Genomic DNA, 16453 nt, shown 5'->3' with positions numbered 1-16453 from the left:
CGGCTGCTTTTAAAGCAGCCGTTCTTCTAAATATGTTGCTGTTTTAATAGATATTTAAGCTGCTCCGCATCTTTGGCGAGAGCTTCAGACTCCGTCAGATTATGGATCATTCCTTTTATGATCGCCAGCTTCGGTGTTTTTTTCTTCATTTCTGCTTCAAGTATGTCCAAGCTCTCCGATAATTCAAGAGAGGAGTTTGTGTTTAAGCTGTTTATTTTGTCACGAAGGCTTTTCACAATCGATTCAGTCAGCGGGTCAGGCCGTCCGTGCGTAAGAGGCCCAAATAAAGAGCTTGCCTCTTCCAATGTGATGAAAGGCTTATCGTTTCGTTCAGACATGCCTTTTACCATATCATCAATTCTATTAATAATGATATCAGCTAATTGATCCGGCTTCACATTGTACCCGAGCAAAATCATGCATTCCAGGTAAATCTGGCTGATGCCCTCTATTAAAAAGCAAAGCTCTGCAGTATACGGTTCCGCCTTTTTTCCGTAAATGTTCAGCAGGCTGTCGATATGAAATTGAAGTGAGGACTGGCGAATTTTTTTTGCGCATTGCTCCACTTCCTCTGTGTAAGGCAGAGAGCCTTCCTTCATCTGCATGCTGATAAAATCCTTGTGTTCAAGGATGTTTTCATAGAGCACGGTCAGCTGTTTGCGGTAAGCCGTTCTGGGGCTGTCGCCCTTCGTTTTAAGATTTAAAATTCGGGTAAACGTTTTATCATAATAGTAGTTCAGCATAGAGAGAAGAAGCGCTTCTTTCGAAGGAAAATAAATATAAAAAGCGCCTTTAGATATTTTGCATTCTTTTGCGATTTCCTGTACTGATGTTGAGTTGTATCCTTTTTGGGCAAACAGTTTTAAGGCTGTTTCAATAATCAGCTTTTCTTTTTCCTTCAATGGTTCCACCCTTTCGGAGCCCGGAGGCCTGCAGGATATGACCATATAGTCACACCTTCTGTTATAAAATTAACCTTATTGTAACTTGTTTTTTTATCATGTATTATTTATATTATAAATTGAGATGACCGAACGGTCAAAGCTCAAGCGAAAGGGTGAATCTAGAATGAGAGAATTGGACGAAATGATCAGCCGCTTGCGAAACAGAGGAATCAAAGTGGAGAAAGTCAAATATCCGAAGCAGACCTTGTCAGAGAAAAAATGGGTTCATCAATGCAAACAGCCGCTCAAAACAAATTACAGAGACTTTAACGGCTATTCTTTCACATAAAAAAATAGACTGCAACAACATCTACAGTCTATTTTGGCACTGCTATGCGGTATGTTACACCCGTTTTGTCATTTTCAATTGAGATAGAGGCCTTATGAAGAGTTAAAATTCGTTTTACGATGCTGAGACCAATGCCGAATTCGCCTTTCTTCCCTTTATTAAAAGGCTCATAGAGGCTGGAGAGCATCTCATCTTCAATATGCGGACCGTCATTTTTGATGGTGATCACGATATTCCGATCATCTTGTTTCATGCTGATTTCTATTTTTGTCGCAGCATAGCGGATTTGATTTTCCAGAATATTCTCGAGGAGTTTGTTCCATTGCTCCGGATCGCCAGGCATCAGAATGTCTTCTTCTACATCAATATCCCACGATAATTCTTTCCGCGCCCACTTCAGTCTTTCGATGACTTCTTCTGTCACTTCCACGATACTGAACATGTCGTGCTGCACTTTTTGCTTTGCTAAATAATCCAGCTTTGTTAAATATAATAAATCCTTTATTTTTTTCTCCAGCTTAAGGGCTTCGCCTTCAATGACATCTACTGTATTTTCAAGATCTCCTTTAGGAAAAATCCCGTCTTTAATAGATTGTGTATAACCTCTGATAACCATAACCGGTGTTTTTAAATCGTGAGAGATATTTTGCAATAGGGTTCTTTCTGTTTCGTCCTTTTGCACAAGCTTTTGACGCATCTCCTCGATGGTATGGCCCAATTTGCCGATTTCATCTTTCCGATCCACTTTCACTGGGTCATCCCAGTCCTGTTCGGAAATCCGTTTGACGTGCTTTTCAAATGACACGAGAGGCCTTGATAAATACTTCGCAAGCCAAATGGCTGGAATCCAGCTTAATAAAATGACAACAGCTAAAATAAACAGAAGCTGTCTGAATAGGGTATAGGCCAGATCGTCCCGATAGGAATCAAGCGCGTAGGAGAGCATCATGGCTGATTGTCCATTGACGGAAAGCCCCTTTTTAATGACAAAAAACACTTTCTCTCCATCGACGTCGGCGCTGTACCGTTTCTTTTTGGCCTCCTGCTTATCAGCCAGCTTGTACACCTTATGGATAAACGAAGATGACAGGATTCTCAAATCCTTGTCTGAAGAAGCAGCTTCATTTTCGGGCAGGAGCACGTGCTGCACAGAGCGCACAGTCGTAGGCGCCGTGGCTTCCTCACTGTAATAGCGCCTTTCAATTGAACCCGGCAGGCGGTACTCCGTCAGAACATGCTGCTCATTTTCAATTGTCGTATACGTTTCATTGGTAAAGAAATCGCGCAGCGTGTTTGAAAATAACACTAGCAGTAAAATAGATATCGCTAACAGGATGCCGGATATGACAACCCATATTTGAAACGCGAGCGGCTTGTTTTTCATGATGACATCATCCTGTAGCCGAACCCGTAAATCGTCTCCACCTTCAATTCAGGCATCTTTCTGCGCAGTCTCCGAACGAGGTCATCAACAACCCGGTCTGTGCCGAAGTAGTCATGCCCCCATACTTTTACGAGAATATCTTCACGAGAGTATGGATGTCCTTTATGATGGATAAATAAAAGCAGCAGATCAAATTCCTTCGACGTCAAATTGATGATATTTCCGTTTTCATCATATACCTCGCGGGCGTCTTCGGCGACCCGATACGAAGAGACGGCGATTTCATTTTTTTGTACAGGCGGAGCTTCCTTATAAACGAGCTGCAGCAGCTTTTGTACACGTATTATCAGCTCCCGCGGCAGAAACGGCTTTGAAATGTAGTCATTGCTGCCAAGCTCTAAGCCAAGCACTCTGTCAATATCTGCATCTCGGGCGGAAATAAAAATGACCGGCACGTCAGGATCTTTCGCTTTGATTTCTTTTATTAATGTATAGCCGTCAGTATCCGGCAGCATGATATCGAGAATCCAAAGGTGGGGAGACGGCGTCATTTTCTTTCTGGCGTCTTCACCTTTCGTAAAAGATGTAATGTTCCAGCCCTCATTCTCTAAATACTTCGTCAGCAGTTCATTCAGGTTATCCTCATCTTCAACTAGATAAATGGTGTATGACAAGGCTCTTCACATCCTTTCAACGTCATTATAAACTAGTTTTAACATACGGCAGGCAATTTTCATAATTTCACATATTCTTTTCATTTTTATCCCACAATGTTTGTTTATGATATGTATAAGGGAAGAAAGGAAGAGAAAAAGAGCGAGGAAGATGTAGGATGATCAAACATATTCTATTTTGGTGCTTTGCTTTTCTCCTCATCATTGGGACAATTGAACTTGTACATGCGATTAATATGTAACGATAAATGAAAAACCGTTAAGGGAGTGTAAGAACATGGATTATCGACGTGATGACCAAAACGATCAACCTCAAGCAGAATCTTCACATACAGAACATCAGAATACAGAAAACCGGCAGCTGATTGAACATTCTGAACAGAAATTGCTTGACGCGCCTGTTTCGTATGAAGCGGGAAAGCAGGAAACGACTTCTGCTTTAGAAAGGGAGAAGACAGAAACGGCTGTGAAAAAAGAAAAGAAACGGAGAGCCGCTTGGCTGAGCCCGATTTTAGGCGGAATTATCGGCGGGGGCCTGATGCTCGGCATCGCGCCTTATCTGCCGTCAGACCAAAATCAGGCGACTGAGGCCGTTTCCGCCAATAAACAGGTGCAGTCAGATAATTTTACAACGACACCGATCACTAACGCTTCAAACGTCGCTGATATGGTAGAGGATTTAGAGCCGACGATTGTCGGTATCTCCAACATCCAAACCTCCCAAAATAACACATTCGGCACGGGAGGCGGCTCCAGCTCTGAAAGTGAAAGCGGAACGGGGTCAGGCGTCATTTTCAAGAAAGACAGCAATAAAGCGTATATCATTACAAACAACCATGTTGTTCAAGGCGCGAATAAGCTGACTGTCACGTTATACAACGGAGAAACGGAGACTGCCAAACTTGTCGGCAGCGATACCATAACTGATTTGGCCGTTCTGGAAATCAGCAGCAAGAACGTCAAAAAAGTGGCGAGCTTCGGTGACTCTTCAAAGCTGCGTACGGGCGAAAAGGTAATCGCCATCGGAAACCCGCTCGGACAGCAGTTTTCCGGTACGGTGACACAAGGCATCATCAGCGGATTGAACCGGACAATTGATGTAGATACAACACAAGGAACGGTGGAAATGAACGTGCTGCAAACTGACGCAGCGATCAATCCGGGGAACAGCGGAGGCCCGTTAATCAATGCAAGCGGCCAAGTCATCGGCATCAACAGTTTGAAGGTGAGCGAAAGCGGCGTGGAGTCACTTGGATTTGCGATCCCAAGCAATGATGTAGAGCCGATTGTTGACCAGCTGCTGGAAAACGGGAAGGTAGATCGTCCGTTTTTAGGCGTACAAATGATTGACATGTCACAAGTGCCAGAAACCTATCAGGAAAATACACTAGGCCTGTTTGGAGATCAATTGGGCAAAGGTGTTTATGTAAAAGAAGTTCAAGGGAATTCACCTGCGGCAAAAGCCGGTATCAAATCTGAGGATGTCATTGTCAAACTAAACGGTAAAGACGTGGAGAGCAGCGCGGATATCCGCCAGATCCTTTACAAAGACTTGAAAGTCGGAGATAAAACGACAATTCAAGTACTGCGAAACGGAAAAACGAAAACCTTGAACGTGACACTGACCAAGCAGACAGAAAGCAGCACAAGCTAAGCGGTAATCAAAAAGCTGAACCCGAAAAGGGTTCAGCTTTTTTTTATCCTAAGTAAGCGGAAAGCATCCACACTTGTTTTTCAACTTCATCAATTAATCCGACAAACAAGTCCGCTGTCGCATTGTCTTGATTTTCTTCAGCCAGGCCGATCACGAATTTAGATTCGCTGCTGATTTGTTTGTAGTCATTTACCAATGCTTGTACCATTTCTGACGCTGATGTTTCGTTTCCGCCGTCTGTGATAGACGCATGCTCAGTGTATTCTTTCAATGTGGCAACAGGCTGTCCGCCAATCGCGAGCAGGCGCTCAGCGATGGTATCGACCGTTTCAGCCGCATGATCATACAGTTCTTCAAATTTTTCATGCAATGTAAAGAAATGAGGCCCTTTCACATACCAATGGAAGCGGTGGAGCTTAGAGTATAACAGAAACCAGTTTGATAATTGTGTGTTCATGGAATTCTCAACTAATGTTTGGTTTGTTTTTGCGTTTTCAGTTTTCATAAAATAACGTCCTCCTTGTGATCTGTTAATTTAATTATACCACCTATCAATTAAAAATCAATACTAAATTATAATTATTATAATTTAGATCGACTGAAAAGTTTTTTCTTGAGGATAGATTCCCACGCAGACCAAGGAAAAAGCGACCGGAATAACAAGGTGAGCTTGATGCCTTTTCCGATCGGGTATCGCAATTTCTTTAAGTGCTGTTTTGTTGACAATTGATAAATGAGGTCGGCAACCTCTTGGGGATCTCCGCTTTCATCTGCGTTTTTTTCAACGTAGGAAAGGATCTTTTGATAGTATCGATGATAAGCTGAATCGTCAGCGGGCACCGACATATAATTTGATAATGATGTTGACCAGATTGATGTCTTGTATGAGCCCGGCTCGATCAAAGCGGTTTCGATTCCGAACGGAAGCAGTTCCATACGCAGGCTTTCAGAAAAGCCCTCCAGTGCATGCTTGGAAGCTGCATAAGGCGACAGCGCAGGGAATCCGGTCAGACCGCTGATGCTGCTCACATTTATAATCTTTGCGCCGCTATGCTTTCTTATGTAAGGCAAAACGGTTTTTGTCACATGAATTAATCCGAAGACATTTGTTTCAAATTGTTGTCTGAAATGTTCCATCGGCACATCCTCGACAAATCCTCCATAAGCCGTTCCGGCGTTGTTCACAAGAATATCAATGGGAGCGTAAGTGCTAACAGCTTTTCCGAATGAAGCGATTGATTGCTCATCGGTGACATCGAGAGCGGTAATGTGAATAGAATCAGACACATTGTGTGCTGCGGCCAATTCCCGAAGCTGTTCAGCTTTCTCAGGCTGTCTTGTTGTGGCAATCACGAAAAATGACTTGGCGAGCTTCACGGCTGCCAGCCGACCAAAGCCTTTTGATGCTCCTGTTACGATGGCAATTTTTTTATTCATCATATACCTCCTATTAAACTGCTACAGCTATTGTACAATCATGAACGGAAAATTACGCCTATCAAAGAAATTTTTATACAATAATTCAGAATTGTTCTATAATAAAATGAAAGAAGGAAAGGGGTTTTGTGTTATGGCGCTGCAAGGGGTAGACCAAAGATGGGATCTTGATTCATTTTTTAAGGGCGGGAGCCAATCAGAAGAATTCAAGGGATATATCGAGAAGCTGTCACAAAGTCTGCATGCATTTCAAGACATGACTGATGCGTTTCAGGTGCCTGAATCGCCTGAAGATACTGAAGAACTGACGTCTTTGCTTGATTTATTCGAACAGACATCCGTCAAGCTTCAGCAGGCCGGCGCTTATGTCGCTTGCCTTATGGCCCAGAATATCAGTGATCATAAGGCTAATGAGCATAAATCGCTGATGAATCAGCTTTCTGCTAATTTTCAGTCCTCTCTCGTCACATTGGATCATAAGCTTGTGGACATTGACCAAGACGTGTGGAATACACTGCTTACAAAACCGGGATTACGTGATGTATCGTACATATTAAACGAAAGAAGACAGAGGGTTGCTGAGAAGCTCAGCCCGGGTAAAGAAAAACTGATTGGAAACCTTGCGGTGGACGGGTATCATGCTTGGAGTGACTTATACAATATGGTTGTCGGGAAAATGACGATACCGTATGAGGAAAACGGTGAGAACAAGCAATTGTCTGTCGGCCAGGCTGAAAATGTGATGGCCCATCAAGACCGCGCTGTCAGAAAAACAATATATGAACGCTTGCATCAAGCCTGGGAGAGCAAGCAGGATGTGTTCAGCAGCACACTGAATCATTTAGCGGGATTCCGGCTTGAAACCTATAAAGCGCGCGGCTGGGAGAACGTCCTGAAGGAGCCGCTGCAGATCAACCGGATGAAAAAAGAAACACTGGATACGATGTGGCAGGTTATCACTGAAAACAAGCAGCCGTTCGTTCAGTTTCTGAACCGGAAAGCGTCTATGCTCGGTCTTGAAAAGCTCAGCTGGTACGATGTTGAGGCACCGATCGGTTCTGAGGGAAAGGCCTATTCATATGATGAAGCCGCAAATGTCATCGTCAGCCAGTTTTCAACGTTTGGCAAAAAACTGTCCTCTTTTACTGAAAAAGCGTTTCGGGACCGCTGGATTGAAGCGGAAGACAGGAGCGGAAAAAGAGTCGGCGGCTTTTGCACGAGCTTTCCGGACAGCGGTGAATCACGAATTTTTATGACGTTTTCGGGAAGTGCCTCAAATGTCTCAACGCTTGCACATGAGCTCGGACACGCGTTCCATCAGGAAGCGATGCTCAACGTCAGGCCGTTAAACCGTTCCTACGCTATGAACGTCGCGGAAACGGCCTCGACGTTTGCAGAAATGATTGTGGCGGACGCGACTGTCCAGCAGGCGCAGACGAAGGAGGAAAAGCTTGTCCTTCTTGAAGATAAAGTGCAAAGAAGCGTTGCGTTCTTCATGAATATCCATGCCAGATTCCTATTCGAAACGAGATTTTACGAAGAACGAAAGCGGGGAGCTGTCCCGGCCGACCGCTTGAATGAGCTGATGGAAGAGGCGCAAAAAGAGGCATATTGCGATGCGTTAGGAGAGTATCATCCGCTTTTTTGGGCGTCAAAGCTTCACTTTCATATCACGAGGGTGCCATTTTACAATTTCCCTTATACGTTCGGCTATCTGTTTTCTCTTGGTATTTATGCATTGGCGCTTGAAGAAAAAAATGCGTTCGAAGAGAAGTATATCGCGTTATTGCGCGATACGGCTTCTATGACCGTTGAAGATTTGGCGATGAAGCATTTGGGTGCTGACATCACGAAGCGCGATTTCTGGGAGAATGCCATTAAGCTGGCCGTTCGGGATGCGGAAGCCTTTTTGCAAATGACTGAATCTTAAAGAAAAGCCGTGGCAGTTGCCTCGGCTTCTTTTTCAATTCTCCTCTGAATGAGGATTTCATTCTCTGGATATACCTAAAACAAATGGAATCCTACAGGGGGGAAACATATGCATTTGATCAGAGCAGCCGGGGCTGTTTGTCTCGCAGTGGTTCTGATTGCGGGCTGCCGTCTCAATGAAGATCAGCAGCAGGCAGAAGGAGAAAATACAGCCGTCACCCAGCAGAAGTCCGTTCCTTACAGCAATTTCTCGCTTCGCGTGAGCTATGGGGATGGTGAGCATAATCGTTATGAAAGCATATATACAAAGAACGGGACTCAGGAAACAGCGGAAATACAGGATAAGCTCTCCGGCGTCAAACAGGAGGGAGAAGAAGCATTAGATGAGATGAAAATAATCCTGAGCGAGCTTTCCGTGACAGACCAAATGGCAGAAACAGAAGTGATCCACAGTGTGCTGGCAGCATTTAATCTGGACAGCCATTATGATCATATCGACTTAAAACTGAAGCTGAAGGACGGCTCAGTCAGAGAAATTAAGAAATAACCTTGTGATAAAAAAACCATAAACGCCAATTATGTCCAAAAAACTAATTGAAAATGATTTTCAAAGTCATTGTTTTCTGCTACAATGAGGGATATATGACCATATCAAATGGCTGAATATCGAATCACTTGCATTGATGACAATTGACTTAAAACGCATGTATATAGAAAACGTGCAATACATAGTGCTGCTAAAAAGCCAGCAAAAAGGAGCGGTTATGGGTATGAGTGCAATTTCTACAGAAACGCTGAGCTTAGGATACGGGGATGCCGTTATTATCGATGAGTTGAATTTAACAATTCCAAAAGGTGAAATCACCGTATTTATTGGCAGCAATGGCTGCGGAAAATCGACACTTTTACGTTCATTAGCGCGTCTGATGAAGCCAAGAGGCGGTTCAGTGCTGCTGGAAGGAAGAGCGATTGCCAAGCTTCCGACGAAGGAAGTCGCAAAAGAGCTCGCCATCCTGCCGCAAGGTCCTTCGGCTCCAGAGGGGCTGACAGTGCATCAGCTGGTCAAGCAAGGAAGATATCCTTACCAAAACTGGCTGAAACAGTGGTCAAAAGAGGATGAGGCAGCAGTTGAGAGAGCGCTTAAAGCAACAAAGCTTGAGGACATGGCTGACCGCGCCGTCGATTCTTTGTCAGGAGGACAGCGCCAGCGGGCTTGGATCGCGATGACGCTTGCGCAGGAAACGGATATCATCCTTTTAGACGAGCCGACGACGTATTTAGACATGACGCACCAAATAGAAATTCTTGATTTGCTGTTTGAGCTGAATGAAAAGGAAGAGCGGACGATTGTTATGGTTCTCCATGACTTAAACTTGGCGTGCCGCTATGCGCATCATCTCGTGGCTATAAAAGATAAACGTATTTATGCTGAAGGCCGTCCTGAAGAGGTCATTACTTGTGATCTTGTGCAAAATGTGTTTTCTATGAACTGTCAGGTCACACAGGACCCGCTGTTTGGAACGCCTCTCTGCATCCCTCATGGCAAGGGCAGATGCATTGTCCAGGAAGCGGCTTTCACATCACATGGATAAATAACGCCAGCGGAAGGAGCTTTCACCCTGAGAAAGCTCCTTGCTGTTTTTTTCGAAAGGAAGATGGAAAATGGAACAAAAACTTCAGGAGCAGTTAGATGGATTGCTGGAGAAATATACTGAGCTTCTGCTTGGTGAATCAAACAATGAGCTAAAAGAAGAAGTGAAGCAATGGATTTTGTACACGCATATAGCCAAAAGCATGCCTCCGCTCGCTAAGCATTGGAATGCGACATATCCTGATGCAAAGCAGGGCATTAAAGGTATCATTCAGCATATTAAGGAATTAAATGAAGCGCATCGAAACAAACAATAGCTAAAAAAGCAGTCTGCCAATTACAACAGACTGCTTTTTTGTGATGCTGTTTTATCAGGCGCAAATGAATCCATAAAGGTCCGCAACGCGCTGCTGATAAACGAATCTTTTCGAACAATAAATTCTGTTTTCATCTGTCTGAGGGCTTCAGGCAGCGGGTACAATCGAATCGACCCTTCAGCCTCGTGTTTCTGCACAACCGTTCTCGGCAGCAAAGAAATGCCAAGACCTGCTGTAACCCCGCCGATAATCGCTTCAAGCGTGCCAAATTCCATAATGACCGGCTGTGTGACGCCGACAGAGCGCAGCCATTTTTCAAGTGTCTCTCGATACGAACAGCCTGTGCTGTAAACGAGAATCGGCTTTGTGATGGCTTCCTCTGCATTGGAAACAGAAGCAGCCGAAACAACCACTGGTTCTTCCTCAAATGCAGGATAGGATTTGAGCTCAGGATGATTGCATTCGCATCCGATAAACGCGCCATCCAATTCATAACGAAGAACTTTATCAATGAGAAATTGTGTATGTCCTGTTGTTAAAGACAGCTGTACGTTTGGATGCTCTTCATAATAAGCAGCCAGAAGCTTCGGAAGCCTTACCGCGGCGGTTGTCTGAGTGGAGCCGATCATAAGCGGCCCGCTTGGTTCGACGGAAGATGAGAGCGCTTTAGACGCTTCATCCAGCAAGCCGATAATTTTATTTGCGTAGTCCAGCAGCAGTTTTCCGCTTGCAGAAAGTGTCATGCCGCGATTATGGCGCAAAAACAGAATGGTGCCAAGCTCAGCTTCCAATTGTTGAATTCTTGCTGTGACATTCGATTGCACATAGCCAAGCTGCAGGGCGGCTTTCGTAATTGTGCCTTCACGGGCTACCATTTGAAACACACGTAAATCTCCGCTTTCCATTTTGAATTCCTCCGTTCATTTGCTATCAATCTGAGTGATATCAAGTATCTTTAACAATCATTATACGTAACATCCAATCTGGATTACAATGGAAACAGCAAGATAATTTAATCAACAACAAGGAGTGGCGGCAATGAATGTAATCAACAAAATAGCTCTCGTAACAGGGGGCGGCACAGGAATCGGAAGAGCTGCCAGTATGGAATTGGCAAAACGCGGAGCGGTTGTTGCGGTGAATTATTCACGTTCGCAATCCGAAGCGGAGGAAACCGTGGAAATGATTAAAAAAGAAGGCGGGCAAGCCTTCGCCATCCAAGCGGATGTATCAAAAAACAGTGACGTGCTGGATATGGTTCAATCGATTGTGAAAACATACGGCACGATTGATGTTTTAGTCAACAACGCCAGCATTACGCGGCATATTCCAATGGATGATCTAGAAGCTGCGACAGAAGACATCTGGGATGAGCTGTACGCTGTCAATGTGAAAGGGATGTTTTTCTGCGCGCGGGCCGTTGTTCCATTCATGAAAAAAAGCAAGGCTGGAGCGATCGTAAATGTCGGCAGTATCGCAGGTTTAACCGGGGCGGGCTCATCTATGCCTTACGCAGTGTCAAAATCGGCGGTGCACGGTTTAACGAAATCATTGGCCCACGCTTTAGCGCCCGAAATCAGAGTGAGCGGTGTAGCACCGGGAGCTGTCGCAACAAGATGGTGGGCTGGCCGGGAAGAAAAAATGAAAAGCATGATCGGCACTTTGCTGTTACAGCGTATTGCTGAACCGGAAGAGGTCGCCAAATTGATTTGTTCGCTTGTTGAACAGGAATCACTCACAGGCCAAATCATCACAATTGACAGCGGACAGACGCTGTAAAGAGAGGAGATGCGGGGATGCCATTTGTACAAATTCATTTGCGGGCGGGGAGAAGCGAAGCGTGGCTTAAAAAACTAAGCAGAACCATCCACCAATCGATGATCGAAGAAATCAATGTGCCGGAAGATGACTATTTTCAAGTGATCAGGCAATATGAAAAAAGCGAATTTTTTTATGATCCGTCTTATCTGCAGGTTGAGCGTACTGATGAACTGATATACATTCATTTTACGTTGAAGCATTCAAGAACAACTGAACAGAAAAAAGTGCTTTACCGCTCAATCGCAAGTGGGATTCATTCCGAGCTTGGTGTAAGAAAAGAAGATGTGTTTATCATGCTGGCCGGAAACCAGGATGAGGATTGGTCTTTCGGAAACGGAAGGGCTCAGATGATACAATAGAAAACCCCGCGGATTGGTACCCACGGGGTTTTCTATTAATGGGAAGGTGATTCAACGGCTTGTGCCGCTTTCTCCTTTACTTGTTCTCCCGTTTTCTTATTCGATAGCTTGATAGGTTTTAAGAACAAGGTAAATACGGCTCCGACTGCGATAAAGATCAGGCCTGTATAAAACACACTGTGGAGCGAATCCATCAACGATGTTTTTAAAATCGGCATAATATGAGATGAGAAAGCCGCAGGGATTTGTTTGATTGCGTCCGGGCTGAACAGTGATTGCAGCAGCCCTTGCGGATTTGTATCAATCATACCCTTTAGCTGGGCGGCAAATGAGCTTGCCTGTGCCGGAAGTGAGTCTAAATATGGCACCAGTTTATCAGTTAATAAACTTCCGGATCTCGCATTCATAACGGCTCCCAGCATGGTAATACCGAATGTTCCACCGATAGAACGGAAGAATTGGCTGGATGAGGTGACAACCCCAAGCTCTTCCTTCGAAAAGCTTTCCTGTAAAGCCAGTGTCAGAATCGGCATAACCAGACCCATTCCCAGACCAATAATCGCCATATACGATGTAGCGACAAGCTTGCTCGTATCAAGATCCAAAGTTGTTAACAGAAGGAATCCTCCGGCCATAACCAGCATGCCTGTAATGATTTGCGGTTTAATGCCGATTTTGTAAACAAGCTGGCCGCCGATAATACTTGTAATAATCATAGAGATCATCATCGGTGTCATAATGGTGCCTGATTCAGACGCGCTTACACCGACAATTCCCTGCATAAAGAAAGGAACAAACGTAATTGCACCAAACATTCCGATACTCATAAAAAAGCCGATCAGGTTTAAAAATGTAAACGTTCTGTTTTTAAATAGATACATTGGCAGGATTGGCTCTTTTGCTTTTGATTCTACGATAATAAAGCTGACAATGCCGATTAGCGCGAGTGCGAATAAACCAAGAATCTGCCATGAATCCCACGCGTAATCTTTCCCGCCAAAGCTTAGGGCGAGAAGGAGGCTGACAACCCCGACAATCATCGTGAAAATACCAGCGATGTCGAAGTTGATCGGACCAGTCTGCTGGCGGCCCTGCAATCCTCTGGCAATAAAAATAACCGCAATAATTCCGACTGGAAGGTTAATATAGAAAACCCATTTCCAGTTTAGCGAGTCTACAATCCAGCCGCCGATTTGCGGCCCAATCACTGAAGCAAGCCCATAAATCGCGCCAAAGACCCCTTGGAATTTAGCACGCTGTTTTCCTGTGAACAAGTCACCGATAACAATCATCGCCATCGGCATCATGATGCCTCCGCCGATTCCTTGAAGTCCACGGAAGATAATCAATTCTGTCATATTATTGGCCATTCCGCACAAAGCAGAAGCTGCCATAAAAATAATCAAACCTGATACATAGACAATGCGGCGTCCCAATAAATCGGCCAGTTTACCGGCAATTGGAACGATGGTTGTTGATGTTAACAAATATGCAGTTGTCAGCCAGGTCATCATGCTCAAACCGCCCAGATCACCGACAATTTTCGGCATGGCCGTTCCGACAATGGTACCATCAAGAGCTGAAAAAAACATGGCAATAATTAAGCCTGTTATTAATAACGTCCGTTTTGATTGTTTGCCTTCATTACTCATTTCATCCGTTTCCTTCTTTCATATTTTGCTTTTCATCAGTTTCCGCTGCAGCCTGTGCGAGCTTTTTTGTAATATGGGCCGCCTGAAGCATTTCCTCCTCTGTCAAGAAGGAAAGGTACCGTGCCATAATGGCCTTTCTGCCTGCCAAAACCTCCTCGAACTTTCTGTCTCCTTCATCAGTAAGACTGATATCTATCACTCGCCTGTCTTTTGTGTTGTGTGTTCTGGCGATGAGATTTTTTTGTTCAAGGCGATCTGCCATTAACGTCACCGCGCTTGGCTTGACCTCCATACGTTCGGCAATTTCAGAAATTTTGAGGCTACCGTGTTTCTTTAAGCTGGCCAGCACAAACAGCTGCGCTGGGGTGACACCTTGTTTTTCCATGCTTTCTAGCATTTCAGGCTGTATCTTTTGAAAGAGCGCCTGAAGCGATAATTGAATATCGGACATTAACTGATCCGCACTCTTCATATTCATTTCCCCTCTGTTACATACACTGTATATATATTTTGATAACAAAATAGTTAATGCTTATTAAATATAAATAAGCGTAAATGAAAAGTCAATTGATTTTACACAAAAAAAGGATAGATGTCCGAAAGAACATCGTATCCCTTTTACTGATAGTGTTATTGCTGGTATGGAGACTGCTGCTGAATGGTCTGCTGGAACTTTTGATAGGACTGCTGCAGCTTCTGGGCATCCTCCGCTTCAACAGAATACCATCCATATTGGAACATGAGGTCATACAGTTTTCTTTGCGCTTTTTGTGACTCATCAAAAATGGATTGAATATCCTGATAAAGAGACTCGTGGCTGAATTCGTGCAAGGCTGTACAATAAGCTGTTGTCATGTATTTTTCTGTTGTCAGCAGTTCGTTGACGAAATCTCTGTCATTCATCTCCGAAGTTGTCGGTACAGGTGTCTGCGGGTTGCTGATTTTCTGATTTTGCTGATTCATTCTGGCGCCTCCTTATTGGATGTAGCCGGACTGCTGCTGGCCTGGCTGCAGATGCTTTAATATTCTTTGATAGTGATCGTGATGCATGTGTCCGACGCGGTCGAGTTCTTGTTTTAACGATTGATCCTGGCACTGCTGCGCCATGAAATGCGCTTTTTTCATCGCGAGCAAATTCCAGTTCAGCATGTCATTCAGATACAAATGATCCTTTGTCGAAATAACGGAAGGCGGCATTTGAGATTGCTGCTGATTATCCATTGTGATCCTCCTTTGGTTTCTGTTCATTTTATAGTTTCCTTCAGACTGGGAGTTATATACAGGTGTTTTGAAGATGACGGCAGGAGGGAATCGGGATGTTGAGACATGTGTTTTTATTCTTATCTCAAAATAAAACACTTACCAAGTTCGCAAAAGCATACGGAACGCGGCTTGGAGCACGAAGATTTGTCGCAGGGGATACAATTGAATCGGCGGTTAAGACCGTCAAAAGACTAAACAGATCCGGTTTGTGTGCAACAATTGATTATTTAGGCGAGTATGCCGCTTCGGAAAAAGAAGCGAATCAAGTCGCAGAGGAATGCAAAAAAGCCATTCAAGCTATTGCTGAACACCAATTGGACTCAGAACTTTCATTAAAGCTGACATCAATCGGGCTCGATCTTTCAGAAGAACTTGCCCTTTCTCATTTGCGTGCTATTCTATCTGCTGCGAAGCAATATGGTGTTGCTGTGACCATTGATATGGAAGACTATTCTCATTATGAACAGACACTTGCCATCTACAGGCAATGCAAACAGGAATTTGAGATGCTCGGCACGGTGATTCAGGCATATCTGTACCGGGCGGCAGAAGATATCAGACATATGCGCGATCTAAAGCCGATTCTCAGGCTCGTGAAAGGTGCGTATAAAGAATCTGCGGCTGTAGCGTTTCCTGACAAAAAAGGAACAGACCTTCATTTTCAAAGCTTAATAAAGCTGCAGCTGTTAAGCGGGAACTACACGGCTGTCGCCACACATGACGATGATATCATTGCGTTTACGAAACAGCTCGTTGCTGAACATCATATCCCAGCGTCACAATTTGAGTTTCAAATGCTGTACGGCATCAGGCCGGAGCGGCAGAAGGAACTTGCCAAGGAAGGGTACAGAATGCGTGTGTATGTCCCATATGGAACGGACTGGTTCAGCTACTTTATGAGAAGAATTGCCGAACGGCCCGCCAATGCAGCGTTTGTGTTAAAAGGAATCTTGAAAAAGTGAAAGCAGCCGCGAGAAGCAGCTGCGTCATGATTGTTCCATGTTATGTTTTTTATACTGCTGATTTTGACTTGTCCGTTTTCCGCCGCCGTAATGCTGGGTCGGACCGGCGTCTCCTTTTACGCTAGCCGCGCTGACTGCCGCTGAAGACGGATTTTTTTTCTCTCGCACCATTCCCTT

General features: G+C 44.4%; 19 protein-coding genes and 1 pseudogene. 9 read left to right on the top strand and 11 right to left on the bottom strand.

Features of this window, described 5'->3' with window-relative positions:
• Positions 1 to 26: 26 nt before the first annotated feature.
• Positions 27 to 902: a TetR/AcrR family transcriptional regulator gene (locus tag M1M80_RS17185; protein ID WP_060400061.1), complete on the bottom strand. Its 876-nt coding sequence runs from the start codon at positions 900 to 902 to the stop codon at positions 27 to 29.
• A gap of 166 nt (positions 903 to 1068) precedes the next feature.
• Here M1M80_RS17185 and spxO point away from each other — a divergent pair, with 166 nt between their 5' ends.
• The gene (gene spxO, locus M1M80_RS17180; protein WP_003221681.1) at positions 1069 to 1233 is read left to right on the top strand and encodes an anti-adapter protein SpxO; all 165 of its coding nucleotides are present in this window, start codon (positions 1069 to 1071) and stop codon (positions 1231 to 1233) included.
• A 28-nt stretch (positions 1234 to 1261) separates the two neighbouring features.
• Here spxO and cssS read toward each other — a convergent pair whose 3' ends face one another.
• The gene (gene cssS, locus M1M80_RS17175; RefSeq protein WP_060399453.1) at positions 1262 to 2617 is read right to left on the bottom strand and encodes a two-component system sensor histidine kinase CssS; all 1356 of its coding nucleotides are present in this window, start codon (positions 2615 to 2617) and stop codon (positions 1262 to 1264) included.
• The gene (cssR, locus tag M1M80_RS17170) at positions 2614 to 3291 is read right to left on the bottom strand and encodes a two-component system response regulator CssR (protein ID WP_003240782.1); all 678 of its coding nucleotides are present in this window, start codon (positions 3289 to 3291) and stop codon (positions 2614 to 2616) included. Before cssR ends, cssS begins: the two co-directional genes overlap by 4 nt.
• A gap of 277 nt (positions 3292 to 3568) precedes the next feature.
• On the opposite strand from cssR, the gene htrB reads away from it, so the two are divergent.
• Positions 3569 to 4945, top strand: coding sequence for a serine protease Do-like protein HtrB (gene htrB, locus M1M80_RS17165; protein ID WP_060399452.1), 1377 nt, complete (start codon positions 3569 to 3571; stop codon positions 4943 to 4945).
• A 43-nt stretch (positions 4946 to 4988) separates the two neighbouring features.
• Here the strand turns inward: htrB and mrgA are convergent, their stop codons facing one another.
• Both mrgA and M1M80_RS17155 read right to left on the bottom strand, forming a co-directional pair.
• Entirely contained in the window at positions 4989 to 5450 is a 462-nt protein-coding gene (mrgA, locus tag M1M80_RS17160; protein WP_003221689.1) for a metalloregulation DNA-binding stress protein MgrA, read from the bottom strand.
• Between the two features lie 77 nt (positions 5451 to 5527).
• Positions 5528 to 6382, bottom strand: coding sequence for an oxidoreductase (locus tag M1M80_RS17155; protein WP_060399451.1), 855 nt, complete (start codon positions 6380 to 6382; stop codon positions 5528 to 5530).
• Between the two features lie 133 nt (positions 6383 to 6515).
• Between M1M80_RS17155 and M1M80_RS17150 the strand changes: the two genes are divergently transcribed.
• From M1M80_RS17150 to M1M80_RS17135, 4 genes and pseudogenes are all read left to right on the top strand, one after another.
• Positions 6516 to 8312 (top strand): M3 family oligoendopeptidase, encoded by a 1797-nt coding sequence (locus M1M80_RS17150; protein ID WP_060399450.1) that lies wholly within the window; start codon positions 6516 to 6518, stop codon positions 8310 to 8312.
• A gap of 108 nt (positions 8313 to 8420) precedes the next feature.
• Entirely contained in the window at positions 8421 to 8858 is a 438-nt protein-coding gene (locus M1M80_RS17145; protein ID WP_003240790.1) for a YusW family protein, read from the top strand.
• Positions 8859 to 9075: 217 nt separating this feature from the next.
• Positions 9076 to 9903, top strand: a complete 828-nt coding sequence (locus M1M80_RS17140; RefSeq protein ID WP_075749192.1) for an ABC transporter ATP-binding protein — start codon at positions 9076 to 9078, stop codon at positions 9901 to 9903.
• 27 nt (positions 9904 to 9930) lie between these two features.
• A pseudogene (locus tag M1M80_RS17135) lies at positions 9931 to 10219 on the top strand (YusU family protein).
• Positions 10220 to 10239: 20 nt separating this feature from the next.
• On the opposite strand, the gene M1M80_RS17130 reads toward M1M80_RS17135, so the two are convergent.
• Positions 10240 to 11124: a LysR family transcriptional regulator gene (locus tag M1M80_RS17130; protein ID WP_060399448.1), complete on the bottom strand. Its 885-nt coding sequence runs from the start codon at positions 11122 to 11124 to the stop codon at positions 10240 to 10242.
• 133 nt (positions 11125 to 11257) lie between these two features.
• Between M1M80_RS17130 and M1M80_RS17125 the strand changes: the two genes are divergently transcribed.
• Both M1M80_RS17125 and M1M80_RS17120 read left to right on the top strand, forming a co-directional pair.
• A complete protein-coding gene (locus M1M80_RS17125; RefSeq protein ID WP_060399447.1) occupies positions 11258 to 11998 on the top strand; it encodes an SDR family NAD(P)-dependent oxidoreductase in 741 nt (246 codons plus the stop codon).
• A 17-nt stretch (positions 11999 to 12015) separates the two neighbouring features.
• A complete protein-coding gene (locus M1M80_RS17120) occupies positions 12016 to 12399 on the top strand; it encodes a tautomerase family protein (protein WP_060399446.1) in 384 nt (127 codons plus the stop codon).
• A 35-nt stretch (positions 12400 to 12434) separates the two neighbouring features.
• On the opposite strand, the gene mdtP is transcribed toward M1M80_RS17120, so the two are convergent.
• From mdtP to M1M80_RS17100, 4 genes are all read right to left on the bottom strand, one after another.
• Entirely contained in the window at positions 12435 to 14051 is a 1617-nt protein-coding gene (mdtP, locus tag M1M80_RS17115; protein ID WP_003240811.1) for a multidrug efflux MFS transporter MdtP, read from the bottom strand.
• 1 nt (position 14052) lies between these two features.
• Positions 14053 to 14523: a MarR family transcriptional regulator MdtR gene (gene mdtR / locus M1M80_RS17110; RefSeq protein ID WP_060399445.1), complete on the bottom strand. Its 471-nt coding sequence runs from the start codon at positions 14521 to 14523 to the stop codon at positions 14053 to 14055.
• Between the two features lie 158 nt (positions 14524 to 14681).
• Positions 14682 to 15014 carry a spore coat protein gene (locus M1M80_RS17105; RefSeq protein WP_003222766.1) on the bottom strand — a complete coding sequence of 111 codons (333 nt, stop codon included), beginning with the start codon at positions 15012 to 15014 and terminating at the stop codon, positions 14682 to 14684.
• 12 nt (positions 15015 to 15026) lie between these two features.
• On the bottom strand, positions 15027 to 15272 hold the full coding sequence (locus M1M80_RS17100) for a hypothetical protein (protein ID WP_003222768.1): 246 nt from the start codon (positions 15270 to 15272) through the stop codon (positions 15027 to 15029).
• A gap of 95 nt (positions 15273 to 15367) precedes the next feature.
• On the opposite strand from M1M80_RS17100, the gene M1M80_RS17095 reads away from it, so the two are divergent.
• Positions 15368 to 16276 carry a proline dehydrogenase family protein gene (locus M1M80_RS17095; protein WP_060399444.1) on the top strand — a complete coding sequence of 303 codons (909 nt, stop codon included), beginning with the start codon at positions 15368 to 15370 and terminating at the stop codon, positions 16274 to 16276.
• A 24-nt stretch (positions 16277 to 16300) separates the two neighbouring features.
• Here the strand turns inward: M1M80_RS17095 and M1M80_RS17090 are convergent, their stop codons facing one another.
• The gene (locus M1M80_RS17090; protein ID WP_003240817.1) at positions 16301 to 16447 is read right to left on the bottom strand and encodes a YuzL family protein; all 147 of its coding nucleotides are present in this window, start codon (positions 16445 to 16447) and stop codon (positions 16301 to 16303) included.
• Between the last annotated feature and the right edge of the window lie 6 nt (positions 16448 to 16453).

The organism is Bacillus inaquosorum, assembly GCF_023238325.1.
GTDB classification, from domain to species: domain Bacteria; phylum Bacillota; class Bacilli; order Bacillales; family Bacillaceae; genus Bacillus; species Bacillus inaquosorum.
This window is presented reverse-complemented; position numbering and strand designations above follow the sequence as displayed.

Coding starts and splice junctions, on each gene's coding strand:
- M1M80_RS17125 (WP_060399447.1), top strand. CDS start 11,258: ATGAATGTAATCAACAAAATAGCTCTCGTAACAGGGGGCGGCACAGGA.
- M1M80_RS17140 (WP_075749192.1), top strand. CDS start 9,076: ATGGGTATGAGTGCAATTTCTACAGAAACGCTGAGCTTAGGATACGGG.
- cssS (WP_060399453.1), bottom strand. CDS start 2,617: ATGAAAAACAAGCCGCTCGCGTTTCAAATATGGGTTGTCATATCCGGC.
- mdtR (WP_060399445.1), bottom strand. CDS start 14,523: ATGAAGAGTGCGGATCAGTTAATGTCCGATATTCAATTATCGCTTCAG.
- htrB (WP_060399452.1), top strand. CDS start 3,569: ATGGATTATCGACGTGATGACCAAAACGATCAACCTCAAGCAGAATCT.
- M1M80_RS17100 (WP_003222768.1), bottom strand. CDS start 15,272: ATGGATAATCAGCAGCAATCTCAAATGCCGCCTTCCGTTATTTCGACA.
- mrgA (WP_003221689.1), bottom strand. CDS start 5,450: ATGAAAACTGAAAACGCAAAAACAAACCAAACATTAGTTGAGAATTCC.
- M1M80_RS17095 (WP_060399444.1), top strand. CDS start 15,368: ATGTTGAGACATGTGTTTTTATTCTTATCTCAAAATAAAACACTTACC.
- spxO (WP_003221681.1), top strand. CDS start 1,069: ATGAGAGAATTGGACGAAATGATCAGCCGCTTGCGAAACAGAGGAATC.
- M1M80_RS17155 (WP_060399451.1), bottom strand. CDS start 6,382: ATGAATAAAAAAATTGCCATCGTAACAGGAGCATCAAAAGGCTTTGGT.
- M1M80_RS17090 (WP_003240817.1), bottom strand. CDS start 16,447: ATGGTGCGAGAGAAAAAAAATCCGTCTTCAGCGGCAGTCAGCGCGGCT.
- M1M80_RS17120 (WP_060399446.1), top strand. CDS start 12,016: ATGCCATTTGTACAAATTCATTTGCGGGCGGGGAGAAGCGAAGCGTGG.
- M1M80_RS17130 (WP_060399448.1), bottom strand. CDS start 11,124: ATGGAAAGCGGAGATTTACGTGTGTTTCAAATGGTAGCCCGTGAAGGC.
- mdtP (WP_003240811.1), bottom strand. CDS start 14,051: ATGAGTAATGAAGGCAAACAATCAAAACGGACGTTATTAATAACAGGC.
- M1M80_RS17105 (WP_003222766.1), bottom strand. CDS start 15,014: ATGAATCAGCAAAATCAGAAAATCAGCAACCCGCAGACACCTGTACCG.
- M1M80_RS17150 (WP_060399450.1), top strand. CDS start 6,516: ATGGCGCTGCAAGGGGTAGACCAAAGATGGGATCTTGATTCATTTTTT.
- M1M80_RS17145 (WP_003240790.1), top strand. CDS start 8,421: ATGCATTTGATCAGAGCAGCCGGGGCTGTTTGTCTCGCAGTGGTTCTG.